The sequence below is a fragment of the Streptomyces daqingensis genome, from assembly GCF_014645895.1.
Taxonomy (GTDB): Bacteria; Actinomycetota; Actinomycetes; order Streptomycetales; family Streptomycetaceae; genus Streptomyces; species Streptomyces daqingensis.
Genome location: NZ_BMMP01000008.1, coordinates 260,458 through 283,417, shown reverse-complemented (window position 1 = coordinate 283,417; position 22,960 = coordinate 260,458). Strand labels below are relative to the sequence as shown.

21 protein-coding genes are annotated in these 22,960 nt (G+C 71.3%); 15 read left to right on the top strand and 6 right to left on the bottom strand.

What is annotated here, in order from left to right; all coding sequences use genetic code 11:
• The first annotated feature begins 68 nt into the window (after window positions 1-68).
• From IEY56_RS14370 to IEY56_RS14350, 5 genes are all read left to right on the top strand, one after another.
• On the top strand, window positions 69-1,112 hold the full coding sequence (locus tag IEY56_RS14370) for an ABC transporter permease (protein WP_074467702.1): 1,044 nt from the start codon (window positions 69-71) through the stop codon (window positions 1,110-1,112).
• An 86-nt stretch (window positions 1,113-1,198) separates the two neighbouring features.
• On the top strand, window positions 1,199-2,992 hold the full coding sequence (locus IEY56_RS14365; protein ID WP_189037545.1) for an ABC transporter substrate-binding protein: 1,794 nt from the start codon (window positions 1,199-1,201) through the stop codon (window positions 2,990-2,992).
• A 141-nt stretch (window positions 2,993-3,133) separates the two neighbouring features.
• Window positions 3,134-4,111 (top strand): ABC transporter permease, encoded by a 978-nt coding sequence (locus IEY56_RS14360; RefSeq protein WP_045862803.1) that lies wholly within the window; start codon window positions 3,134-3,136, stop codon window positions 4,109-4,111.
• A gap of 10 nt (window positions 4,112-4,121) precedes the next feature.
• A complete protein-coding gene (locus IEY56_RS14355; protein WP_189037544.1) occupies window positions 4,122-5,195 on the top strand; it encodes an ABC transporter ATP-binding protein in 1,074 nt (357 codons plus the stop codon).
• Window positions 5,196-5,206: 11 nt separating this feature from the next.
• Window positions 5,207-6,313, top strand: coding sequence for an ABC transporter ATP-binding protein (locus tag IEY56_RS14350; RefSeq protein WP_189037543.1), 1,107 nt, complete (start codon window positions 5,207-5,209; stop codon window positions 6,311-6,313).
• Between the two features lie 90 nt (window positions 6,314-6,403).
• Here the strand turns inward: IEY56_RS14350 and IEY56_RS14345 are convergent, their stop codons facing one another.
• Entirely contained in the window at window positions 6,404-8,659 is a 2,256-nt protein-coding gene (locus IEY56_RS14345) for a S9 family peptidase (protein WP_189037542.1), read from the bottom strand.
• A gap of 218 nt (window positions 8,660-8,877) precedes the next feature.
• Between IEY56_RS14345 and IEY56_RS14340 the strand changes: the two genes are divergently transcribed.
• From IEY56_RS14340 to IEY56_RS14325, 4 genes are all read left to right on the top strand, one after another.
• Entirely contained in the window at window positions 8,878-9,072 is a 195-nt protein-coding gene (locus IEY56_RS14340; RefSeq protein WP_045862799.1) for a hypothetical protein, read from the top strand.
• Between the two features lie 30 nt (window positions 9,073-9,102).
• A complete protein-coding gene (mshB, locus tag IEY56_RS14335; RefSeq protein WP_189037541.1) occupies window positions 9,103-10,032 on the top strand; it encodes an N-acetyl-1-D-myo-inositol-2-amino-2-deoxy-alpha-D-glucopyranoside deacetylase in 930 nt (309 codons plus the stop codon).
• Window positions 10,029-10,505, top strand: coding sequence for a DUF6113 family protein (locus IEY56_RS14330; RefSeq protein ID WP_229711880.1), 477 nt, complete (start codon window positions 10,029-10,031; stop codon window positions 10,503-10,505). The genes mshB and IEY56_RS14330 overlap by 4 nt, the downstream gene beginning before the upstream one ends.
• A gap of 128 nt (window positions 10,506-10,633) precedes the next feature.
• The gene (locus IEY56_RS14325) at window positions 10,634-12,757 is read left to right on the top strand and encodes a peptidoglycan binding domain-containing protein (RefSeq protein WP_189037540.1); all 2,124 of its coding nucleotides are present in this window, start codon (window positions 10,634-10,636) and stop codon (window positions 12,755-12,757) included.
• Window positions 12,758-12,898: 141 nt separating this feature from the next.
• Here the strand turns inward: IEY56_RS14325 and IEY56_RS14320 are convergent, their stop codons facing one another.
• Together IEY56_RS14320 and IEY56_RS14315 are read right to left on the bottom strand one after the other, a co-directional pair.
• Window positions 12,899-13,828: a transglutaminase-like domain-containing protein gene (locus IEY56_RS14320; RefSeq protein WP_189037539.1), complete on the bottom strand. Its 930-nt coding sequence runs from the start codon at window positions 13,826-13,828 to the stop codon at window positions 12,899-12,901.
• Window positions 13,818-14,930, bottom strand: coding sequence for a GNAT family N-acetyltransferase (locus IEY56_RS14315; RefSeq protein ID WP_189037538.1), 1,113 nt, complete (start codon window positions 14,928-14,930; stop codon window positions 13,818-13,820). The genes IEY56_RS14320 and IEY56_RS14315 overlap by 11 nt, the downstream gene beginning before the upstream one ends.
• A 138-nt stretch (window positions 14,931-15,068) precedes the next feature.
• On the opposite strand from IEY56_RS14315, the gene fdxA reads away from it, so the two are divergent.
• Both fdxA and dapC read left to right on the top strand, forming a co-directional pair.
• Window positions 15,069-15,395, top strand: a complete 327-nt coding sequence (gene fdxA, locus IEY56_RS14310) for a ferredoxin (protein ID WP_027764481.1) — start codon at window positions 15,069-15,071, stop codon at window positions 15,393-15,395.
• A gap of 156 nt (window positions 15,396-15,551) precedes the next feature.
• Entirely contained in the window at window positions 15,552-16,655 is a 1,104-nt protein-coding gene (dapC, locus tag IEY56_RS14305; protein ID WP_189037537.1) for a succinyldiaminopimelate transaminase, read from the top strand.
• 146 nt (window positions 16,656-16,801) lie between these two features.
• Here the strand turns inward: dapC and IEY56_RS28460 are convergent, their stop codons facing one another.
• Together IEY56_RS28460 and IEY56_RS14295 are read right to left on the bottom strand one after the other, a co-directional pair.
• Window positions 16,802-17,272 carry an ATP-binding protein gene (locus IEY56_RS28460; RefSeq protein WP_229711879.1) on the bottom strand — a complete coding sequence of 157 codons (471 nt, stop codon included), beginning with the start codon at window positions 17,270-17,272 and terminating at the stop codon, window positions 16,802-16,804.
• Window positions 17,273-17,771: 499 nt separating this feature from the next.
• On the bottom strand, window positions 17,772-18,776 hold the full coding sequence (locus IEY56_RS14295) for a VldE C-terminal domain-containing protein (RefSeq protein ID WP_444544891.1): 1,005 nt from the start codon (window positions 18,774-18,776) through the stop codon (window positions 17,772-17,774).
• Window positions 18,777-18,821: 45 nt separating this feature from the next.
• On the opposite strand from IEY56_RS14295, the gene dapE reads away from it, so the two are divergent.
• Window positions 18,822-19,901: a succinyl-diaminopimelate desuccinylase gene (gene dapE / locus IEY56_RS14290; protein ID WP_189037535.1), complete on the top strand. Its 1,080-nt coding sequence runs from the start codon at window positions 18,822-18,824 to the stop codon at window positions 19,899-19,901.
• A 141-nt stretch (window positions 19,902-20,042) separates the two neighbouring features.
• Complete coding sequence (locus tag IEY56_RS14285; protein ID WP_189037534.1) at window positions 20,043-20,789, top strand: LOG family protein; 747 nt, start codon at window positions 20,043-20,045, stop codon at window positions 20,787-20,789.
• Window positions 20,790-20,856: 67 nt separating this feature from the next.
• Here IEY56_RS14285 and folP read toward each other — a convergent pair whose 3' ends face one another.
• Window positions 20,857-21,726: a dihydropteroate synthase gene (folP, locus tag IEY56_RS14280; protein ID WP_189037533.1), complete on the bottom strand. Its 870-nt coding sequence runs from the start codon at window positions 21,724-21,726 to the stop codon at window positions 20,857-20,859.
• Between the two features lie 178 nt (window positions 21,727-21,904).
• Here folP and IEY56_RS14275 point away from each other — a divergent pair, with 178 nt between their 5' ends.
• Together IEY56_RS14275 and IEY56_RS14270 are read left to right on the top strand one after the other, a co-directional pair.
• Window positions 21,905-22,354, top strand: coding sequence for a DivIVA domain-containing protein (locus tag IEY56_RS14275; protein ID WP_189037532.1), 450 nt, complete (start codon window positions 21,905-21,907; stop codon window positions 22,352-22,354).
• A complete protein-coding gene (locus IEY56_RS14270) occupies window positions 22,344-22,952 on the top strand; it encodes a DNA-3-methyladenine glycosylase I (RefSeq protein WP_189037531.1) in 609 nt (202 codons plus the stop codon). Before IEY56_RS14275 ends, IEY56_RS14270 begins: the two co-directional genes overlap by 11 nt.
• Window positions 22,953-22,960: the final 8 nt, after the last annotated feature.

Below are 22,960 nucleotides of genomic sequence, written 5' to 3'. Positions count from 1 at the left end.
CACCCGATGCCAGCCGGCCAACAGTCGGATCTATCCGCATAGATGACGAGCGCGGGGGCGCAATCACGATGACAAGTCCATCCCAGGCCGCGATCGCCGGGGCAGAGACCCCAGATCCCGACGGCGTCGGCCTGACCACCGAGCCGGTCGGCCGAGAAGGCAGCAAAGACCAGCAGGTGGGCCGGTCCCCCGGCCAACTGATGTGGATGCGGTTCAAGCGAGACCGCACAGGCGTCATATCGGCGTTCGTCGTTCTCTCGATGTTCGCCGTCGCCGCCCTCGCGCCGGTGATCTCCTGGCTGTACGGCAAGGATCCGTGGACGCGCTACGGGCAGCTCAAAGAGGGCCTCCTCAACGACAACGGCTACCCGATCAAGCCCAACGGCGGCATCGACGCCGAGCACTGGTTCGGTCTCGAACCGGGCCTGGGCCGCGACGTGTTCATGCAGCTCGTCTACGGGATGCGCACCTCCCTCTCGCTGGCCGTGGTGATCGCGCTCCTGTCGGTGCTGCTGGCCATCGTGATCGGTGTCGCGGGCGGCTATCTCGGCGGCAAGACGGACTACCTCCTAGGCCGGCTCACCGACCTCATGATGTCGTTCCCGAGCCAGCTGTTCTTCGTCGCCTTCGTCCCCGTCATCGGCGCGCTGATGGTCGACCCCCAGGACGAGATGCCGACCGGGCTGCGGGCCGCCGTCCTGATCTTCGTGATGTGGCTGCTCGGCTGGATGACGCTGGCGAGGCTCCTGCGCGGTCAGGTACTGACCCTGCGCGAGAGGGAGTTCGTCGAAGCGGCCAAGGTCGCCGGCACCCCGCCCTGGCGGATCATCCGCAAGGAACTGCTCCCGAACGTGGTCACGCCCATCCTGGTGCAGTCGACCTACATGCTTCCCAACTTCGTCACCGCCGTCGCGGGTCTCTCCTTCCTCGGAGTGGGCATGCCGGCCTCCACGCCCGACTGGGGCCGCATGTTCGCCACGGGTGCCGAGGTGTACCAGAGCGACATCACTTACATGATCTTCCCCGGCGTCGCGATGGTGATCTTCATCGTCGCGTTCAACCTGCTCGGGGACTCGGTCAGGGACGCCTTCGACCCGAAATCGGGACGTTGACGACCGAGAAGAGGGGGGCGCTGCCACCCCGGCACCGCATCAGTCAGGCAGCAACGGACAACCGACAGGCAGGTGCTACCACCACCATGAGCAGATTCAGGATGCGTACGGCGCGCGTCTCCGTCGTCGGGCTCGCCGCAGGCGCGCTCATCCTCACCGGATGCAGCAGCGGCGGTGGCGGCGACGACGGGGGCGTCAGCAAGGAAGACGCCGCCAAGCAGCAGGTCAAGTACGAGTTCGGCGACGAGCAGGACTCGACGGGGCCCGCGGAGGCCGTGAAGGGCGCGAAGAAGGGCGGCAAGCTCACCGTCTACCAGCGGGACAGCTTCGCCCACCTCGACCCCGCGCAGATGTACGTCAGCGACGAGGGCTCGATGTCGACCCTCATCCACCGTCGCCTGACCACCTACAAGCGCGACAACAGCGGCAAGTACATAGTCGTCGGCGACCTCGCCAAGGACAGCGGCCAGTCGTCCAACGGCGACCGGACCTGGAAGTACGAGCTCAAGGACGGGGTCAAGTGGGAGGACGGCTCCCCGATCACGTCCAAGGACATCCGGCACACCTTCGAGCGGCAGTTCGCGCCGTTCGTCTCGGAGGGCCCGGTCTTCATCCAGCAGTGGCTGGCGGGCAAGAGCGGCACGGACTACCGCAAGCTCCTGCCGGACGGCCCCTACAAGGGTGACCACCTGCCCAAGAAGGTCCTCGAGACCCCGGACGACAAGACGATCGTCTTCCACTTCAAGGACCCGCAGCCTGACCTTCCCTACGCGCTGGGCATGGCGGGATACGCCGCGGTCCAGGAGAAGGGCGACACGAAGGAGAAGTACGACAAGAAGCCGGTGGCTTCGGGTCCGTACAGGATCGAGTCCTTCAAGTCCGGCAAGAGTATGAAGCTGGTGCGCAACGAGCACTGGGACGCCAAGACGGACGCGGTGCGTCACGCCTACCCGGACTCGCACGACATCCAGTTCGGTGTCTCCTACGAGGCCTCCACCAAGCGGCTCGCCTCGGACAGTGCCGAGAACCAGACGGCGGTCAGCTACAGCAACCAGGTCGACGCCTCCAGCATGCAGGAGGTGCGCTCGAACCCGGACGTGAAGAAGCGCTCGCTGTCGGGCTACCAGCCCTACGTCGGCAAGATCTCCTTCAACATGGACCGCCTGAAGGACAAGAAGGTCCGTGAGGCGATCGCCTACGCCCTCCCCGCGAAGTCGCTGATGCAGGCGTTCGGCGGTTCCGGCGGCGGCGAGCTCGGCGGCAGCTACCTCAGCCCGACCGTCGCGGGCCACACCGGCGCCGACCCCTACGGGAAGATCAAGAACCCGCAGGGCGACGTCAAGAAGGCCAAGAAGACGCTGAAGGAAGCCGGCAAGACCGGTATGAAGCTGACCTTCGCCTTCCAGAACTCGCCCGAGTGGCAGGAGTTCTCGATCGCGGCGAAGGACAACCTGTCCAAGGCCGGGTTCGACGTCCAGCTCAAGGACATCGTCAGCGACACGTACTACGACCAGATCGGCAAGGTCAAGAACAAGTACGACATGTACCACTCCTCGTGGGGTGCTGACTGGCCGAGCGCTTCGACGGTCATCCCGCCCACGCTGGACGGTCGTCAGGTGCAGGACGGTGCGTCGAACTACTCGCACTACGACAACCCGCAGATGAACAAGGAGATGGACCGCATCTCCAAGATCACTGACGCGGACCAGGCGGCCAAGGAGTGGGGCAAGCTCGCGGACAGCATCCTCAAGGAGGACCTGCCCGACGTCCCGCTGATGTACTACAAGCAGATTCAGCTGCACGGTTCGAAGGTTGGCGGTGCCGTCCTGAACGACGTCATCAGCGGCATCGACCCGACCCAGCTGTACATCAAGAAGTAACAGCACACACAGCGCTGTTGCTCGCGCCTTAGGTGGTGCCCGCCCCACTGGGGTCCCCCCGGGGGTCTTCCCCAGGGGGCGGGCACCACCGGCCCGTCGCCCCGTCCACGATTCCGCTGCCCACGAGAGCTGCGTTCCGTCATGCTACGTTTCTTCAGCCGCCGGCTGCTCGGCGCGATCGTGATCCTGCTGGTCATCAGCGCGGTCACGTTCTTCCTCTTCTACGCGATACCGCGAGACCCGGCGATGCTCGCCTGCGGTAAGAACTGCACGCCGGACGCGCTGGAAGTCATCCGCAAGAACATGGGCATCGACAAGCCCGTGCCTGTGCAGTACTGGGAATTCATGTCCGGCATCGTCACCGGACGCGACTTCGCCCAGGGCTCGTGCCCCGCCCCGTGCTTCGGCTACTCCTTCGCGAGCTCGGACCCCGTCTGGGACACCATCCTGGACCGCTTCCCGACCACGGTCTCGCTGTCCCTCGGCGGAGCCGTCGTCTTCCTCACCATCGGTCTCGGCGCCGGCATGATCGCCGCCTGGAAGCGCGGCACGCTCGCCGACAAGGTCTTCAGCACCGCCTCCCTCGTGCTCAGCTCGATGCAGATCTACTTCGTCGGGCCCCTGGTGATGGCGCTGCTCGTCTTCAACCTCGGTCTCCTCGACCAGCCCAAGTACGTACCGCTCTCCGAGGATCCGGCCGGCTGGTTCATGGGGCTGCTCATCCCCTGGATGGTCATCCAGATCATCTTCACCGCGAACTACACGCGTCTTTCCCGTTCCTCGATGATCGAGCAGCTGGCCGAGGACCACGTCCGCACGGCCAGGGCCAAGGGCATGTCGGGCAAGTTCGTCTTCTTCCGCTACGCCTGGCGCGGTTCGCTCATCCCGATCGTCACGATCTTCGGCGTGGACCTCGGGTCCCTGCTCGGCGGCGCGATGATCACCGAGTGGACGTTCTCGCTGCCGGGGCTCGGGAAGCTCGCGGTCGAATCGGTGGAGCAGACCGACCTGCCCATGGTGATGGGCGTGATGCTCTTCTCGGCGACCTTCATCGTCCTGTTCAACGTCCTCGTGGACGCCGCGTACGCGTTCATCGACCCGCGCGTGCGGCTGGCCTAGGAGTACCGCTGTGAACACCCTGACCAAGGAAGCGGACGTCCCGGCTCCGCGTGACGCGGGCGCCTCCGGTGCGTTCCTGTCCGTGCGCGACCTCTACGTCCACTTCGACACCGAGGGCGGCACCGTCAAGGCCGTCGACGGCCTCTCCTTCGACCTGGAGCGCGGCCGCACCCTGGGGATCGTGGGCGAGTCCGGCTCCGGAAAGTCGGTCACCAACCTCTCCATCCTCGGCCTGCACAACCCGCGGAAGACCGCCGTCTCCGGCGAGATCCTGCTGGACGGGCAGGAGCTGACCGGCGCCCGGGAGAAGACCCTGGAGTCGCTGCGCGGCAACAAGATGGCGATGATCTTCCAGGACCCGCTGACGGCGCTCTCGCCGTACTACACGGTGGGACGGCAGATCTCCGAGCCGTACCGCAAGCACACCGGCGCCTCGAAGCGTGAGGCGCACCTGCGGGCGATCGAGATGCTGGACAAGGTCGGCATCCCCAACGCCAAGCTCCGCGTCAACGACTACCCGCACCAGTTCAGCGGCGGCATGCGGCAGCGCGCGATGATCGCCATGGCGCTCGTGTGCAACCCGGACCTCCTGATCGCGGACGAGCCGACGACGGCGCTGGACGTGACCGTCCAGGCGCAGATCCTCGACCTGCTCAAGGACCTCCAGCAGGAGTTCGGTTCGGCGATCATCTTCATCACGCACGACCTGGGCGTCATCGCCAACGTGGCCGACGACATCCTGGTGATGTACGGCGGCCGGGCCGTCGAGCGGGGAAGCGTCAAGGAGGTGCTGCGCCAGCCGCGGCACCCCTACACGTGGGGCCTGCTGACGTCCATGCCGAGGCTGACCGGCGACGTCAACGAGGAGCTCGTCCCCATCAAGGGAACACCGCCGAGCCTCCTCGCCCCGCCGCCCGGCTGCCCCTTCAACCCCCGCTGCGAGTACGTGAACCACGTCGCGGGCGACCACTCCTGCACCGCCGACCGGCCCGTGCTCCCCCCGGGGCGCGGCGCGGCCTGCCACCTCACGGCGGAGCAGAAGCAGACCTTCTTCACCGAGCAGATCAAGCCCCGGCTGGGCTAGGGAGAATGACAATGAGCGAAGAACTCACCCTGACCAAGCCGCAGGACGCCGTACCCGGTTCGGGCGAAGCCCTGCTCGAGGTCGAGAACCTGACCAAGCACTTCCCGATCATGGGCGGCTTCCCCTTCAAGCGGCAGGTGGGCGCGGTCCAGGCCGTCGACGGGATCGACCTGAGCGTGATGCCGGGTGAGAGCTTCGGCCTGGTCGGCGAGTCGGGCTGCGGCAAGTCCACGACGGGACGCCTGCTGACGAGGCTCCTCGAACCCACCAAGGGCAAGATCACCTATCAGGGCCGGGACATCACCCACGCCAACCGCAAGCAGATGGCGCCCGTACGCTCCGAGATCCAGATGATCTTCCAGGACCCGTACTCGTCGCTGAACCCGAGGCAGACGGTCGGCTCCATCATCGGCGGGCCGATGGAGGTCAACGGCATCAACCCGCCCGGGGGCCGCGAGAAGCGCATCCAGGAGATGCTGGAGACCGTCGGTCTCAACCCGGAGCACTACAACCGCTTCCCGCACGAGTTCTCCGGCGGGCAGCGGCAGCGCATCGGCGTCGCGCGGGCCCTGGCCCTGGAGCCGAAGCTGATCGTGGCGGACGAGCCCGTCTCCGCGCTGGACGTGTCCATCCAGGCCCAGGTCGTCAACCTGCTCCAGCAGGTGCAGCGCGACATGGGCATCGCGTTCGTGTTCATCGCGCACGACCTGGCCATCGTGCGGCACTTCTCGCAGCGTCTCGCGGTGATGTATCTGGGGAAGATCGTCGAGGTCGGCGACCGCGACTCCATCTACACCCGACCCCGCCACCCCTACACGCACGCGCTGCTCTCCGCCGTGCCGGAGGCCAAGCTCAGCGACGGCGAGGAGGAGGAGCGCGAGCGCATCCGCCTCGCCGGCGACGTGCCCTCGCCGATCAACCCGCCGTCGGGCTGCCGCTTCCGTACGCGCTGCTGGAAGGCGCAGGACAAGTGCGCGACGCAGGACCCGCCGCTCGTGCAGATCTCCGGGAACACCGCCGGTCACCTGACCGCGTGCCACTTCCCCGAAGAGGGATCGACGACCGCCCGCGAGGAGGACGTCATCCTGGACTCGGCGCTCAAGGCCATGGAGAGCTGAGCAAGAAGACGCCAGGGGTAAGGCAGGACGGGCGCCGCCGCGGAGATCTCCGCGGCGGCGCCCCGCTGTGCGGTCACACTGCGATGGCCGTCAGGACATGCCCAGCGTCCGCTTGAGGAACGCCACTTGAAGGAGGAGCAGGTTCTCCGCGATCTGCTCCTGCGGCGTCATGTGGGTGACGCCGGAGAGCGGCAGCATCTCGTGCGGACGCCCCGCCGCCAGCAGCGCGGACGAGAGCCGCAGCGTGTGCGCGACCGCCACGTTGTCGTCGGCGAGCCCGTGGACGAGCAGCAGCGGCCGGTGCTGCCCGGCCGCCCCCGAGAGCCCGTCGTCCGTGATGAGGGACGCGCGCGCGTACGCGTCCGGGTCGTCCTGCGGGGTGCCGCAGTACCGCTCCGTGTAGTGCGTGTCGTACAGCCGCCAGTCCGTGACGGGCGCGCCCGCGACGGCCGTGTGGAAGACGTCCGGGCGGCGCAGCACGGCCATCGCCGCGAGGTAACCCCCGTACGACCAGCCGCGGATGCCGACGCGCGACAGGTCCAGCGGGTGCTCCTCAGCGAGGGCGTGGAGTGCGTCGACCTGGTCGTCGAGCGTGACTCCGGCGATGTCGTGGGAGATCGCCTTCTCCCACGCGGGGGAGTGCCCGGGGGTTCCCCGGCCGTCCGCGATGACGACCGCGAAGCCCTGGTCGGCGAACCACTGGGACGTCAGATACGCGTTGTGGGCGGCTACGACGCGCTGCCCGTGCGGTCCCCCGTACGGGTCCATCAGGACGGGGAGCGGACCGTCGCCTTCCCTGTAGCCGGTGGGCAGGACGACGGCCGCGGGGATCTCCCGCTCGCCCGTGCGCGTGAGGAGCGGCTCCGTGGTGAGCGTCGGCTCCTGCGCGTACGAGGGGACTGTGCCGAGCGGGCTGAACGCCCCCGCCGGGCCGCCCCGGGACTCCTCGCCGTCCGCGCCGGTGAGTCCGAGCACGCTGACGCGCGAGCCCGCGCGGCCCAGCGAGGCGGTCGACAGCACGAGCGTCGGGCCGCCGCGCACCGCGGACGCGACGTGCGCCGCGCCGTCGTCGTCCTCGCCGGTGAGGCGCTCGCAGGCGGCGATCGAGCCGTCGGGGGCGCGTCGGGCGAGGAACACGCCGATGTCCCCGACGCCCCTGGTCCCGGCCTCGGACTTCCCCTCCCCGGACGGGGCCGACGCCCCGGGGGAGGCGGAGAAGAGGACTCCGTCGGCGCTGACGTCCAACACGGCGCGCACGAGCAACGCGTCCGTCGTGACGGCCTCGTCGCCGACGTGCAGCGTGCGTGCCCCGGGGGTGTCCTCGATGCGTACGAGGCGCCCGTCCGGCGTCCACGAGGGAATGCCCGGGAACAGCTCCAGCCAGTCGGGGTCCTGCTCCTCGTGGAGGGTCCTGGTGGCGCCCGTCTCCACGTCCACGCCGAGCACGCGCTGCTCGCGCTGGTTCCGGGCCTGCACCAGCAGCAGTGGAGGGCCGTCCGGCGACCAGTGGACGCGGGCGAGGTACGGGTACCGCTCCGCGTCCCACTCGACGGGCCGCGGCCGCCCGCCGGGCTTCGCGTCCGCGCCGTCGCCGCCGTCACCTCCGAGGCGCAGCAGGTGCAGCGAGACCTCGGCGTTGGGCGTACCGGCCGCGGGGTAGGCCACCTTCGCCGGCTCCTGCTCCGGGTTCGCGGGGTCGGCGATCCACCAGCGCCGGACCGGCGCGTCGTCCGCGCGGGACACGAGGAGGCTGCCGCTGTCCGGGGACCACCAGAAGCCGCGGCTGCGCTGCATCTCCTCGGCGGCGACGAATTCGGCCAGTCCGTAGGTGACGCCGGCGGCCTCGGGAGCCGCCAGTACGCGGTCGCCCGCGCCGTCCGCGCCGATGACGCGCAGGGCGCCGTCGCAGACGTACGCGACGAGCCGGCCGTCGGGGGAGAGGCGGGGGTCCACCACCGGCGTCGGAGTGTCCAGTTCGCGCGTGCCGCCCGACATGAGATCGCTCACGAAAAGGCGGCCCGACAGGGCGAACACGGCACGCTCGACCGCCATGTCAGTGGCATATCCGACGATTCCGGCCGATCCCTCCCTGCTCCGCTCACGGCGGGCGCGCTCCTCCGGCGACAGCTCCTCCGCCGCGCCCCCCAGGAGCTCGCCGGGCTCGGCGGCGACGCTCTCCCGGGTCCCCCGCGCGTCCCGTACCCAGAGGCGATTCGCCCGGTCAGTGCCGCCGCCGGAGCGTAGGAAGACGATGCGCGAGCCGTCCGGCGAGACGGTGAACGCGCGCGGGGAGCCGAGCGTGAAGCGTTGGGTGCGTGCGGACTGGCGGGGAAACGAGGTGGTCATGGGGCAGAGCGTAAGCCGGGGCGGCGCTCGGCGCGGTGGCCGGAACCGAATATGCGCCCCTCTTCTGCTCCCGTGCACCTGGCCCATGCCATCTGACGGATAGTTATGATCCATTGCGCGAGGCGGGAGCCGGGTAGGAAGCCGGTGGCCCGCTCGTGTCATGGGCTCATGCTGTCCGGAACCGTCCGCCGACCGCGCGTACTTGGAGGTGAACCGCCGTGGCACTCTCGATTTCGGCGGTCGTGCTGTTCTTGATCATCGTCGTGCTCCTCGTGAAGAAGTCCGGGCTGAAGGCCGGGCACGCGGTGGTCTGCGTGCTGCTGGGCTTCTACCTGGCGAGCTCGTCCGTGGCGCCGACCATCAACGAGCTGACGTCGAACGTGGCCGGCATGCTCGGTGACATCAAGTTCTGACGTCACCGTCGTGGCCGTAGGGTCGGGGGCATGAGCGCAGCCCCTGACCGCCGCATGCTCCTGGTGCACGCACACCCCGACGACGAGTCGATCAACAACGGCGCCACGATGGCCAAGTACGCCGCGGAGGGCGTCGGCGTGACGCTGGTGACGTGCACCCTGGGCGAGGAGGGCGAAGTGATCCCTCCCGAACTGGCGCACCTGGAGCCCCGTCACGACGCGGAGCCCGCACAGAGCGCCCCCGTCCCTGGTGAGCTGACCCCTCTCGCGCGCCACCGCGCGGAGGAACTGGCCCGTGCGATGCGGGAGTTGGGCGTCACCGACCACCGCTTCCTCGGCGGCCGGGGCCGCTACCACGACTCCGGGATGATGGGCCTGTCCACGAACGACCGTCCCGGCAGCTTCTGGCAGGCGCCCCTGGACGAGGCGGCGCTGCACCTCGTCCGCGTGATCCGGGAGGTCCGCCCCCAGGTGCTCGTGACGTACGACCCCGACGGCGGCTACGGGCACCCGGACCACATCAAGGCGCACCGGGTCGCCATGCGGGGCGCCGAGCTGGCCGCCGACCCGCGGTGCGAGCCCGGCGCCGGGCCGCCGCACGAGGTCGCCCGGATCTACTGGAACTGCGTGCCCCGCTCCGCCGTCGAGGAGGGGTTCGCGCGGCTGTGCGCCTCCGGCGAGGCCGCCCCGTTCCCGCAGATCGCCGAAGTGTCCGACGTGCCGGGCGTGGTGGACGACGCCGCGGTGGACGTCGTCGTCGACGCGCGCGCGTACGCGAAGGCGAAGCAGGCGGCCATGAGCGCGCACGCGACGCAGATCACCGTCGCCGGCGAGACGTTCGCCCTCTCCAACGGACTCGGGCAGCCGCTGCTGAGCACGGAGTACTATCGCCGCGCCGCTCCGGCGGGGCGGCATGACGGCGGCACGGCGCAGGACTTGTTCGCGGGAGCAGGTGTATGAGCGGCAGCGCAGACAGCGGAGCCGGACGGGAGCAGCGTGCCGGGGGGCGTGACACGACGCGTCCGCGCGGCGGGCGGTGGCCCGACGGGTGGCCGCAGCCGGTGCCCGCCGGCCGGGCCGCCAGGCTGGGCGTCTACGCCGTGCTGCTGGTGCTCGGTGTGGTGGCCGGAGTCGCCGGTTCGCTGGTGCAGAGCGGCTGGTTCCCCGGAGGGCTGCTGCTCGCGCTCGCGGGGGCGGTCGGGCTCTTCTGGGGCGGCGGGAAACTCTGCCGCACCAGGGCCGGAGCAGCCGTGCCGGCAGCGGGCTGGGCGGTCACGGTAGTGCTGCTGACCACGGCCCGTCCCGAAGGGGACTTCCTTTTCGGAGCCGGAATCGGCTCATATGTCTTTCTGCTGGGCGGGATGCTCGCCGCTGTGATGTGTGCCACCATCGCGCTGCCGGCACCACCGGTGCCAGGGCACAAGTACCGCTGACGGGACGGCTGTCCAGGGGATTGTGTGGGACCGGGTCCCGGAACGGCCGGTCCAAGTATGGTGGTGGCCGCCGGCGAGCCGCTGTGAGCAAGCATGATGGGCGGCGAACCCAACCGGGAGTACCTGCTTTGAGTCGTGAAACTGACCGTTCGTCCTCCGGGCCAGAGGGCCAGGGCCGTGGGCCGTACCCGCGGGGCGCAGAGCCGTACGGCTCCGGCGCCGCCGGGAACTCAGCCGACCCCGCGGGAGCCGCGGGTGCCGGTCCGAACGCGGGTGCCAAGGGCCGCTCCGGCGACAGCAAGACGGAGAAGACGCTGACGACCCGCATCCGGATCAAGATCCCGGGTTCGCGGCCGATCCCGCCCGTCGTGGTGCGCAAGACGGTGAACGACGACGAGGCCGGCGCGACTCCGGACGACGGCGCTCCGGGGCCCATCGCTCCGGGCGATGCGCCCTCCTCGCCCCTGCCGGGTCCGAGGGCGGCGAGCGGCGCCCCCGCTCCCGGCGGCCCCGGCGAAGGCCCGGGCGGCGGCGAGTTCACCCAGGAGACGAGCGACTGGTTCGCCCCGCGCAAGGGCAAGGCCGGCTCCGGCGGTTCCGCGAGCCCCGGCGGCTCCGGTGCCCCCAGGCCCGGCGGCCCCCAGGGCGGCCCGCCCGGCGCCGGCATCCCGCCGGGCGCCGAGCCCCTGTACGGCACGCACGACCCGTACGGCGGCGGAAACCCCTACGGCGTCAGCGAGTTGTACGCACCGAACGCCGACCCGTACGACACCGGCTCGCACTCCCTGCCGGGCAGCGGTACGCCCGCGCACGGCACGCCGTCGATCCGCCAGGAGGGCTTCGAGCGGACGCAGGGCGGCGCCCCGCGTCCGCTCGGCCCCGACGGACCGGTGCCCGGCCCCGGCCCCGCCCCCACGGCCGACGGCGCGGCAGGACCGACCACCGGCCCCGCGCGCGGCGACATGCCCCTGCCGCCCAGGCCCGACGGAGCGCCCGGTCCGGCCGAGGGCCCCGCGGGCTCGACGCTCGGACTCGGCGCCGGTCCCGCGCCGTTCGCGACGGGCGGCGTGGGCGAGCATCTGCTGCCCGACGCCTTCCGCGGTCCGGCGCCTTCCGCCACTCCCGACGCGCTGCGCGGCCCGGCCCCTTCCGGTGCTCCCGAGGCCGAACCCGTGGCCGGCGGCACGCTCATGGGCCGGGCGCCGCGCACCCCGGCGGAGGGCTCTAGCCCTCCCGCGGCACCGCAGTTCCCGGGCGCCGCCGACGGCTCGGACGACTTCGACGACGAGACGTCCTCGGGCGGGCGCTCCAAGCTGGTGCTCGCGGGCGTCGGCATCTTCGGGCTGGTCGCGGTCGCCTACGGCGCGGGCCTGCTGCTCGACCACGCCGACGTCCCGAACGGCACGACGGTCCTCGGCGTCGACATCGGCGGCACGAGCAGGCACGAAGCCGTCAACAAGCTCGACGCCGCGTTCGGCAACCGCACGACCCAGCCCTTCCGGGTGGAGGCCAACGGTCAGCGGGCCGAACTGAAGCCGAGCGTCGCGGGGCTGACTCTCGACACCGAGGCCACTGTGCGCGAGGCGGCGGGCCGCGACTACAACCCGGTCACCGTCATCGGGTCGCTCTTCGGCGCGGGACGGGAGGCACAGCCCGCGCTCAAGGTGGACAAGGAGAAGATGGAGTCCGCCCTGCAGACGGTCTCCAAGCAGACGGGCGGCGGCGGAGCCCCCAAGGACGGCGCGGTCAAGTTCGTCAGGGGCAAGGCGGTGGCCGTTCCGGGCAAGCCGTACAAGGGCATCGACCCGGAGAAGGCGAGCTCGGCGCTGGAGAAGGCGTACCGCGACCGCGCGGCCACCGGCGACAACAGCCCGGTCCGGCTTCCGGTCTCCCTCCAGCAGCCGCGCATAGGGAAGGCCGAACTCAAGCGGGCCATCGAGCAGTTCGGCGAGCCGGCCATGTCAGGACTGGTGACGATCAAGGCGGGCAACGCCTCGATCCAGTTCAGTCCCGAGAAGTCGCTGCCCAAGTTCCTGTCCATGAAGCCGGTCAACGGCACCCTCGTCGACACCTACGACCTGCCGGTGCTCCAGGACCTGTACGGCACGACCTTCGAGGGCGTGCAGATCACGCGCGGCGACGGCAGCAAGTCGCCCGTCACGCCCCAGGACGTGGCCGGTGAGCTCAGGCTCGCGCTGAAGGAGACGTCCCCGAAGAAGCGCATCAGGGAGATCCCGCTCAACCGGAACTGAGGGAGAGCCCTCCCGGCCGGAACGCGTTGGGGTCGCGCCCCAGGCGTGGCCGTACGCGGGCACGTCCGGCCGTGGGGCCGTCCCGTGCGCCGGCGAGGCCGCCAGGGCGGCCCGCACGTGCGGTGCGCCCCGCGGCCGGCGTCAGTTCAGCCGGGCCCTCGCCGCGTGCGCGGCCTTGTGCACGGCCTCCGCCGTCGCGGGCTCCACTTGCGCGACGGCTTCCGCGTACTCCTCCATCTCGGCGGCGCCCTCCATGAAGTCCCCGCGTTCGACGAGCAGTTGACCGCGCTCGTAGCGCAGCCGCGCCGGGTGGCGCGGCAGCAGCAGGGAGAGTTCCAGAGCCCACAGCTGGACGCTGGAGTGTTCCGGACGGGCCGACGCCCAGGCGCGGATGTTGTTCAGGATCCGCAGCACGACGTCCAGCGGGCCGGCCGGCTGGAGCATCGACGGGGAGAGCGGCGTCCGGGAGCCGGTCGCTCCCGCGACCACCGCTTCCAGGTCGCCCGTGCTGAGCAGACGCCCTCCGTCGTAGGGGTCGGCGAAGGCCTGCGCGCCGTCCGGATCCCCGGGGTCGCCGAAGCCGACGACGAAGTGGCCGGGCAGCCCCACGCCGTACACCGGGGCGCCCGCACGCCTGGCAACCTCCGTCCAGACGACGGAGAGCAGGATCGGCAGCCCGCGCCGGGACCGGAGAACCGACTGCAGCAGCGACGACTGGAGCCGCCGGTAGTCGTCCGGGCCGCCCCGGAAGCCCACCCGGCCGCCCAGCAGCGTGCGCAGCCGCTCGGCCCACTCCTCGGGCGTGCGGGAGGGGGCGTACGGCAACAGACCGGCCAGCTTGTCCAGTTCGATCTGCGCTTCGAGTACGCCCGGCTCACCCGGGTCCACGTCCACGGGCGGGTGCCGTACGCCGTCCCGCAGCCGCCCGGACGGGACGGTCGCCGCCTCGACGCCGATCAGCAGGCACAGCAGCGCGAGATCCGGCCGCTCCTCCCGCGCGGCCTCCGCGAACCGCCGTCTGTTGCCGTGCTCCTCACCCTCCGCGCCCGTGCTCGCTTCCTCATCCGGCATGGGAACTCTCCTGGGGTGCGCGGCGGTAGTGGTACGCGTGGTGGAAGGCGAAGCCCAGCCGGTCGTAGAGCGCACGCGCGGAGTCGTTGGCGCTCTCCACCTGGAGGTAGGCGGCCGACGCGCCCTCGGCGAGCGCCTGGCGGGCCAACTCGGCCATCACGGCGGTCCCCAGGCCCTCCCGCCGACGGGCGGGAGCGACCTCGACCGCGGCGAAGCCCGCCCACCGCCCGTCGACCACGCACCGTCCGATGGCGCTGGGCCCCCGGCCGTCCTCTCCGGGGACGGTGGCGAACCATACGGACGGACCGCCGGTGAGCACCCTCAAGGCCGCCTCGGGCCACTGCCGGGACCTCGGATAGAGCGACAGCCACTGCTCGTCGGGCGTACGGCTCAGCCGTACCCGCGGGTCGGGTTCCCTGTCGGCGAGGGGCGCCAGCGCGGCGACGCGCAGCAGCGCGTACTTCTCGCCGCTCCACCCGCGCTTTTCCAGTTCGGCGGCGAGGAGTTCGTCGGTCCGCTCGCCGCCGGTGGTGACCTGCACGCGCGGCACGAGGTTCCGCGCCTCGTACCAGCGCATCGCGGCGGTGACCGCCTCGTCCAGCGGCATCCCCGGATCGCCGAGCGGCAGCACGGAGTTGGCGCGAGCGGTGAAGCCCTCACACGGGGCCGCATCCTCCCCGCCCGAGCGGGAAGCGCCCCCTTCGGGCACCGTGCCGCCGCCCGCCGGACCGGCCTCTCCGGGCCCGGACGTGCTCGCCCGCAGCGTCCATCCGCCCAGCCGTTCCGTCTCGACGGCGGGCCACCCGCGGGCCGCGACCTCGACGAGTTCCCGTACGCTCGCCGACGGCAGCCCCCGGCGGCGGGCCGGAGCTGGCGGCACGACCTTGCCCGCCACCAGTGCCGCCTCGTCGATCGGGACGCTCTGCCCACCGCGGCGCGTGATGTGCAGCACGCCCTCTTCCCACGATGTGAGAACTCCGACCGTGTCGGTGAAGGTGGCGTGCCGTCCTCCCGATCCGGTCAAAGACCGCACAGAGACACGTTTTCCCACGTCAGACGCGGTGATCCGGACTTCAAGGCGTCCGCCCGTGGTGAATTCCACAGCTCTACCCGCCCCTCCTGTTCGTCTCCGTACCGGGAACGGAGATACTAGGACGGGCATCGACGACGCCGCGCTCCCGCGCGCCCAGCGGCGGAGCCGGACACCGGTCCGCCGGCCCTATTGAGGAGGAACGACAGCGTGACCTACGTCATCGCGGAGCCTTGTGTCGACCTTAAGGACAAGGCCTGCATCGAGGAGTGCCCCGTCGACTGCATCTACGAGGGCCAGCGGTCCTTGTACATCCACCCGGACGAATGCGTCGACTGCGGGGCCTGCGAACCGGTCTGCCCGGTCGAGGCGATCTTCTACGAGGACGACACTCCCGAAGAGTGGAAGGACTACTACAAGGCGAACGTCGAGTTCTTCGACGAGCTCGGCTCGCCCGGTGGTGCCAGCAAGCTCGGCCTGATCGAGCGGGACCACCCCGTCATCGCCGCGCTCCCCCCGCAGAGCCACGACGAGTGACGACCGGGCCGCCGGCGCCGGCCTTTTCCGCCCAAGCCGGCAGCTCCCGTCCATGAGTCCCGCCCGTGGTCCCGCACAGCAGTCCGGTCCGGCCGGCTGCGGTGCGGGACTGCGGCGTCTCGTATCGGAAACTCGCATCGGAAAGTGAGTCACCACGTGCCCCCTTCAACCGTCTCCGGGCTGCTCCCCGCCTTCCCCTGGGACAAGCTGGAGCCGCACAAGGCTGCCGCCGCGGCACACGCCGACGGCATCGTGGACCTGTCCGTGGGCACACCCGTCGACCCCGTCCCCGACGTGGTCCAGCGGGCCCTCACCGACGCCGCGAACAGCCCCGGTTACCCGACGGTGTGGGGCACGGCCGAACTCCGGGACGCGATCACCGGCTGGTGCGGGCGCCGTCTCGGCGCTTCCGGAATGGCGCACGGGAACGTCCTGCCCCTCGTCGGGTCCAAGGAGTTCGTGGCGTGGCTGCCCACGCAGCTGGGCCTCGGCCCCGGCGACCGCGTGGCGTTCCCCCGGCTCGCCTACCCGACGTACGAGGTGGGAGCGCGGCTCGCCAGGGCGGAGCCCGTACCGACCGACGACCCGACGTCCCTGGACCCGGAGAACCTGCGCCTGCTGTGGCTCAACTCGCCTTCCAACCCCACCGGGAAGGTGCTGGACGCGGGCGAGCTGAAGCGCATGGTCGCCTGGGCACGCGAGCACGGGGTGCTCCTCGTCAGCGACGAGTGCTACCTGGAACTCGGCTGGGAGGCCGACCCGGTGTCCGTCCTGCACCCCGACGTGTGCGGCGGCAGCTACGAGGGTGTCGTCGCCGTCCACTCGCTCTCGAAGCGCTCCAACCTCGCCGGCTACCGGGCCGCCTTCGCGGCCGGGGACGCCTCGGTGCTGGGCGAGCTGCTCCATGTCCGCAAGCACGGCGGGATGATGGCGCCCGCGCCCGTCCAGGCGGCCACGGTCGCCGGACTCGGCGACGACGTACACGTGGAGCAGCAGCGCGAGCGGTACAGGGCCCGGCGGGCGGCGCTGCGTACGGCGCTGGAGGCGAACGGCTTCCGGATCGAGCACAGCGAGGCGTCGCTCTACCTGTGGGCGACGCGGGACGAGCCGTGCTGGGACACCGTCGGCGATCTCGCGAAGCTCGGTGTGCTGGTCGCGCCGGGCGACTTCTACGGCACGGCCGGGGAGCGGTTCGTGCGGATCGCCTTCACGGCGACGGACGAGAGGGTCTCCGAGGCCGTGCGGAGGCTGACGGCCTGAAGGGCTCGGCGCTCGCTGCCCGGAGCCCCGGGCGGCGAGCGGCACGGGCCGGAGCGGGACATGGGCGAGGGCCGCGGAGAAGATCTTCGCGGCCCTCGCTGCAGTCGCTGCGCCGGACGCCGGGCCGGGCCCGCCGTACTCGGGTGTCAGACGAGGTCGTTCAGGGCGTTGCCGCTGGTGAGCCCATTGACAGAGGTGAGGTCGCTGCCGGGGGCGACGCCGCCCAGCACGGTCTTCGGGGCCTGCGACAGCTGGGTGCCCGGGACAGCCGGCACCTGCTGGCCGACGGTGGACACAGGGTTGCCCGCGGCCTTGTCCGCGGTGGACAGGGCGCCCGGAGCGGCCGACCGGGTGTCGTCGATGACGGCCTTCTGGACCTTCGGGGCGCTCTTGTCGAGCGTGCTGGTGGTGCTCTTCGGGGTGAGACCTTCGGCGGTGCTACGCGCTCCGTCGACGGAGTGGTCGAGCGGGGTGTCCAGGTTGCTCAGCCCGCCCACGTCTGCGGTCGACGGCAGTTCGGCGGCGCTCGCGGCACCGGCCGTACCGACGACCGAGGCGGCGCCAGCGGCCGTCAGCAGCACGGTCTTGGCGATCCGGCGCGTGAGAGGGAGGGACATGTTGCTCCTTTGACGGAGAGATCTACTGCTACGGAAACGGTGCCCGCTCGCCGGGAGACTCGCCCGGTCGGGCGCTGTGCCTATCGCCCCGGAAGGGGGGAAAGTTGCGGGTCAGCGGGGTAAAGGATTGGCAATGCGTCGCATAATCGCTTCTCCCAACCCGGCTCCTGACGGGCGCAGTTGAGGCGGGAGGCCACGTCAAGGCTCGGTCGGCGCGGGGGTGTTGGAAGAGCCGCGGCAGCGCTCGGGGTGCGGCGCGCGTCAGCACGGGCGTCCACACGGGGTCGGCGCAATCCCTCGAAGGTGGAAGGCGCCGGGCCGCACTGACGGGGGCGGTGCCGACCCCGTTCCGGCAGACCGCGGGGACGGCTTACGCATTGACCGCTCGCACAGCGAACCGCACTTTGAACGGGCCTTCTCGGAACCGCTCTTGAGCGCACCGGACCCGCGCGGACCGCTCGCGTGATGAAGGCCCCGCAGTGAGCAGGGGGACGCTCGGCTAGTCGGCCGTGGCAAGCCTGACGCGTACCGGACTCCGCCCGTCCTTCGAGCCGTTGCCCGAGTCGTCGCGCGTGCGCCAGCCCTGCTCCGAACTGGACGCGTCCCAGACGCGGTCGCGGAAGGAGACCTGCGCGATGTGCAGCTCCGCGGCGTGCGCCACCGCCCAGTGGGCCAGCTCCCAGCCGCGCTCGTCCGCCCTTGCGGGGATGAGGACTTCGGGATCCTCGCCGTCCGCCGAAAGCTGCGCGGCCGCGTTCGCGCGGGCACCCGCGTCCCCACTCCGTCCCGCGCCCGCGGAGGCCCCGGCCGGGGCCGGCCGCTCCGAGCCTGCCAGCACGTCCTTTCCGAACTCCCGCATGAGCAGCTCCCGGACCTTCGCCGGGCTGCCGGCCTCGCTCGCACCGCCCGCGGGACCGGTCGTGCAGTTGAAGGCGGCGGCACGCCGGCCCGTCAACGCCGCTGTCAGCAGGGACGCGTTGGCCTCGTGCTTCGCGTACGCCTGCGGGTAGCCGCTGCGCTGCACGCGCTGCGCCGCCACCGTGAGCGGCAGACGCGAGTAGCCCGGGATGCGCACGAGGTGGTCGTAGAACTTCCCCGTGGAGTACACGGGATCGGTGATCTGCTTCTCCGTCCCCCAGCCCTGCGAGGGCCGCTGCTGGAAGAGCCCGAGCGAATCGCGGTCCCCGTGGCTGATGTTGCGCAGTGAGGACTCCTGCATCGCCGTGGCCAGCGCTATCGTGACCGCCCGCTCCGGAAGCCGCCGCTGCGAGCCGACCGCCGTGATCGTGGCCGCGTTCGCCGCCTGCTCCGGCCTCAGCTCGTAGTCCTGCGACTTGGCGCCCGCCGTTGCGACGGTGCAGCGAGCGGGCCCGGTGGAACTGGTGACGTACTGGGTGGCGACGTAACCGGCGATCGCGAGCAGCACCGCGAACGCCGCTGCTATCCGCAGCTTCTTCTTCACGTGGGGCTTCCCGGGGCGGGGATCGGAGCGGGACACGGGCACCAAGGTAGCCGGTGCGCCAACATCCCAGGGCCGTAGGCTGTTTTCATGCCGCACTACGCACTGGATCTGCAGCAGGACGCCGCTGCGCTGACAGCTCAGCTCGTCGACATCCCCTCCGAGAGCGGGAGCGAGCGGGCCATCGCGGACGCCGTCGAGGAGGCGCTGCGTCCGCTGCCGCACCTGGCCGTCGACCGCCACGGCAACAACGTCGTCGCCCGCACCCGCTTCGGACTGCCGGAGCGGGTCGTGCTCGCGGGCCACATCGACACCGTCCCCATCGCGGACAACGTGCCCTCCCGGCTGGACGAGCACGGCGTGCTGTGGGGATGCGGTACCAGCGACATGAAGGCGGGCGTCGCCGTGCAGCTGCGCGTCGCGGCGACCGTGCAGCGGCCCAACCGCGACCTGACGTTCGTCTTCTACGACAACGAGGAGGTCGAGGCCCACCGCAACGGCCTCGGGCACGTCGCCGCCGCCCACCCCGACTGGCTGGCGGGCGACTTCGCGGTGCTCCTCGAACCCTCCAGCGGTCACGTGGAAGGCGGCTGCCAGGGCACGCTCCGCGTGGAGCTGCGCACCAGCGGCGTCCGCGCGCACTCGGCCCGCGGCTGGCTGGGCGAGAACGCCGTGCACGGCGCGGCCCCGATCCTGGCCCGGCTCGCCGAGTACGAGCCGAGGCGGAAGATGATCGACGGACTGGAGTACCGCGAGGGGCTCAACGCGGTGCGCATCGAGGGCGGCGTCGCGGGCAACGTCATCCCCGACGTCTGCACGGTCACCGTCAATTTCCGTTACGCGCCGGACCGGGACGAGGAGCAGGCTCTGGCCCACGTACGGGAGGTCTTCGCGGGCTGCGGGGAGTGGGAGGCGACCGTCACGGACAGCTCGCCCGGCGCTCTGCCCGGCCTGTCGCATCCGGTGGCGAAGGCGTTCATCGACGCCGTCGGCGGCGAACCGGAACCCAAGTACGGGTGGACGGACGTCTCGCGCTTCAGCGCCCTCGGCGTCCCCGCGGTGAACTACGGCCCCGGCGACCCGAACCTCGCGCACAAGCGGGACGAGCACGTGGAGACGGCGAAGATCCTCCACTGCGAGGAGCGGCTGCGGGCCTGGCTGACGGCCTGAGCCCGGGCCGGCCGGCCTGAGGCGGAGGGCCGTCACCGGGCGGTCACCGCCCCGGCGGCCGGAATGCCGCTGAGCGTCACCTCGGTACGGGCCGTCCCTGCGTACGCTGAAACGACTGATCGCAGTCGGAGGGAGCACGAGATGAGCAGCCCGGAGCGTGGGCAGAAGCCGCGGGAGCAGCGTCTTGGCCCGGTGGTGCGCCGCCGCAAGCAGATGCAGGCCGAGACGACCGATCAGCGGCTGCTGGACACGACCGGGCCGGCCGACTGGGTCCACGAGGACCCGTGGCGGGTCATGCGCATCCAGTCGGAGTTCGTCGAGGGCTTCGGCGCGCTCGCCGAACTCGGCCCCGCCATCAGCGTCTTCGGGTCCGCCCGTACGCCCCTGGACTCGCCGGAGTACGAGGCGGGCGTACGCATCGGGCGGGCGCTCACCGAGGCGGGGTTCGGCGTGATCACCGGCGGCGGGCCGGGGGCGATGGAGGCCGCCAACAAGGGGGCGCTCGAAGCGGGCGGCACCTCGGTCGGGCTGGGCATCGAGCTCCCCTTCGAGCAGGGGCTGAACCAGTACGTCGACATCGGCGTCAACTTCCGCTACTTCTTCGTCCGCAAGACGATGTTCGTGAAGTACGCGCAGGGCTTCGTGGTGCTGCCCGGCGGGCTGGGGACGCTGGACGAGCTCTTCGAGGCGATGACCCTGGTGCAGACCCGCAAGGTGACGCGGTTCCCGATCGTCCTGTTCGGGAGCGAGTACTGGCAGGGCCTGATCGACTGGCTGCACAAGTCGGTGGTCGCCCAGGGCAAGGCGTCGGCTCGCGACATCGATCTCTTCCACGTCACCGACGACATCGACGAGGCCGTCGCCGTGGTCACCAAGGAAGCCGGCTGAGCAGATCCCTTCCGGTGCGCCCACGCGGTTCCCCGCGGCCCGGTCCGGGCCGCGGGGCCCGGCGTCGTCAGGCGAGCCCGCGCCTGGCTACGGCGGGCGGCCGGTGCCCCGCGATGGACGCGACCATGTCGAGCACCTCCCGGGTCTCGGCGACCTCGTGGACGCGGAACATCCGCGCCCCGAGCCACGCCGAGACCGCCGTGGTGGCGAGCGTCCCCGTCAGCCGCTCCTTGACGGGCTTGTCGAGCGTCTCGCCGACGAAGTCCTTGTTCGACAGCGATACGAGCACGGGCCAGCCCGTGCGGGTCATCTCCTCCAGTCCCCGGGTGGCCTCGAGCGAGTGCCGCGTGCTCTTGCCGAAGTCGTGGCCCGGGTCGATGAGGATCGCGTCGCGCCGCACGCCGAGTGACACGGCGCGCTCCGCGAGGCCGAGCGTCACGCGGAGGATGTCGGACAGCACTCCGCCCTCGCCGTCGTAGCTCACCCTGTGCGGGCGGGTACGGGGCTCGGCGCCTCCGGCGTGTGTGCAGACGAGGCCCGCGCCGTGCCGGGCGGCGACCTCGGCAAGCTCCGCATCGACCCCGCCCCAGGCGTCGTTGATGAGATCGGCGCCCGCGGCGCACACCGCTTCACCGACCTCGTGCCGCCAGGTGTCGACGCTGATGACGACGTCAGGATGCCTGCGGCGGACCTCGGCGACGAAGCCCGCCGTGCGGCGGACCTCTTCCTCCGCGCTCACCTCGTCCCCGGGGCCGGCCTTCACACCGCCGATGTCGATGACGGCGGCGCCCTCGGCCACTGCCTGCTCGACGCGTTCGAGGGCCGGCTCGTCGCGGAAGGTGGCGCCCCGGTCGTAGAACGAGTCGGGGGTCCGGTTCACGATCGCCATGATCACGTTCTCGTGCGGACCGAACTCGCGTGTCCCCAGGCGCAGCATCCGCCATCCTCTCGGTCAGAACAGGGGGTTCCACGCCGGCTCCTCCCCGGTGCCGACCTTAACCGCAGGGCAGCGGCCGTCCCCTTCGGGATCGGGCCGGTGCGTGCCGGCGCGGCATGACACGATCGGGGACCATGGACTGCCGTAGTCATCCGGACGGACGTCGGGGGAGTTGGCCGTGTTCTGGTTCCTGCTGATCTCACTGGTCGTGGTCGTCGCCGCGGTCACGCTCGCCGTGGTGGGCAGCGGCGCCGAGCGCGGCGGCACCGCGTCGGGCGGCCTCGCCGACAGCTGGCCGGACCAGCTCGACGAGCCGCTCCCCGCCGCGCGCCCGGTGAGCCGCGCCGACGTCGACGAGCTGCGCCTCCCCGTCACCGCCCGCGGATACCGCATGCAGCAGGTGGACGACGTGCTGGACCGCCTGGGCGCGGAGCTGGCCGAGCGGGACGCCCGCATCGCCGAACTGGAGGCGGCGCTGGCCGGGGCGCAGGCGGCGGCCATGGGGAGCGGGGCGTACGGCGGCCACGCCGCGGGCAGCGCCGGGGCGGACTTCCGCGAGAGCGCCGGGCCGGCCGGCAGGAGCGAGGGCTTCGGCCCGGACGGTACGGAGGGCCCCGATGAGCGCTGACGACGGAAGCGCACAGCCCGGCCCCGACGGACGTCTCCGCTGCCCCTGGGGTCTGTCCGCCGACGACTACGTCGCGTACCACGACGCCGAGTGGGGCCGCGCCGTGCACGGCGACGACGCCCTGTACGAACGCCTCACGCTGGAGGCGTTCCAGTCCGGCCTCTCCTGGCTGACGATCCTGCGCCGCAGGGAAGGCTTCCGCGCCGCGTTCGCGGGGTTCCGGATCCGGGAGGTGGCCGCCTTCACCGAGGCCGACGAAGCGCGCCTGCTGGCCGACACCGGCATCATCCGCAACCGCGCGAAGATCCAGGCGGCCGTCGCCAACGCGAAGGTGGCAGCCGGACTCGCCGAGGGCGATCTCGACGCGCTGATCTGGTCCTACGCCCCCGACCCCGCACACCGGCCGGCGCCCCGCTCGCACGCGGACATCCCCGCCGTGACGGCCGAGTCGACGGCCCTCGCCAAGGACTTGAAGAAACGGGGCTTCCGCTTCGTCGGTCCGACGACCGCGTACGCACTGATGCAGGCCTGCGGCCTGGTCAACGACCACCTCGCGGACTGCTGGGTGCGGGAGCGCGTACACGAGCCGCCGGAGTGACGCACCGG

Bases quoted from the DNA above. Each gene is read 5' to 3' on its own strand.
- IEY56_RS14370 (WP_074467702.1), top strand. From the start codon at position 69: ATGACAAGTCCATCCCAGGCCGCGATCGCCGGGGCAGAGACCCCAGAT.
- IEY56_RS14365 (WP_189037545.1), top strand. From the start codon at position 1,199: ATGAGCAGATTCAGGATGCGTACGGCGCGCGTCTCCGTCGTCGGGCTC.
- IEY56_RS14360 (WP_045862803.1), top strand. From the start codon at position 3,134: ATGCTACGTTTCTTCAGCCGCCGGCTGCTCGGCGCGATCGTGATCCTG.
- IEY56_RS14350 (WP_189037543.1), top strand. From the start codon at position 5,207: ATGAGCGAAGAACTCACCCTGACCAAGCCGCAGGACGCCGTACCCGGT.
- IEY56_RS14345 (WP_189037542.1), bottom strand. From the start codon at position 8,659: ATGACCACCTCGTTTCCCCGCCAGTCCGCACGCACCCAACGCTTCACG.
- mshB (WP_189037541.1), top strand. From the start codon at position 9,103: ATGAGCGCAGCCCCTGACCGCCGCATGCTCCTGGTGCACGCACACCCC.
- IEY56_RS14330 (WP_229711880.1), top strand. From the start codon at position 10,029: ATGAGCGGCAGCGCAGACAGCGGAGCCGGACGGGAGCAGCGTGCCGGG.
- IEY56_RS14320 (WP_189037539.1), bottom strand. From the start codon at position 13,828: ATGCCGGATGAGGAAGCGAGCACGGGCGCGGAGGGTGAGGAGCACGGC.
- IEY56_RS28460 (WP_229711879.1), bottom strand. From the start codon at position 17,272: ATGTCCCTCCCTCTCACGCGCCGGATCGCCAAGACCGTGCTGCTGACG.
- dapE (WP_189037535.1), top strand. From the start codon at position 18,822: ATGCCGCACTACGCACTGGATCTGCAGCAGGACGCCGCTGCGCTGACA.
- IEY56_RS14285 (WP_189037534.1), top strand. From the start codon at position 20,043: ATGAGCAGCCCGGAGCGTGGGCAGAAGCCGCGGGAGCAGCGTCTTGGC.
- folP (WP_189037533.1), bottom strand. From the start codon at position 21,726: ATGCTGCGCCTGGGGACACGCGAGTTCGGTCCGCACGAGAACGTGATC.
- IEY56_RS14270 (WP_189037531.1), top strand. From the start codon at position 22,344: ATGAGCGCTGACGACGGAAGCGCACAGCCCGGCCCCGACGGACGTCTC.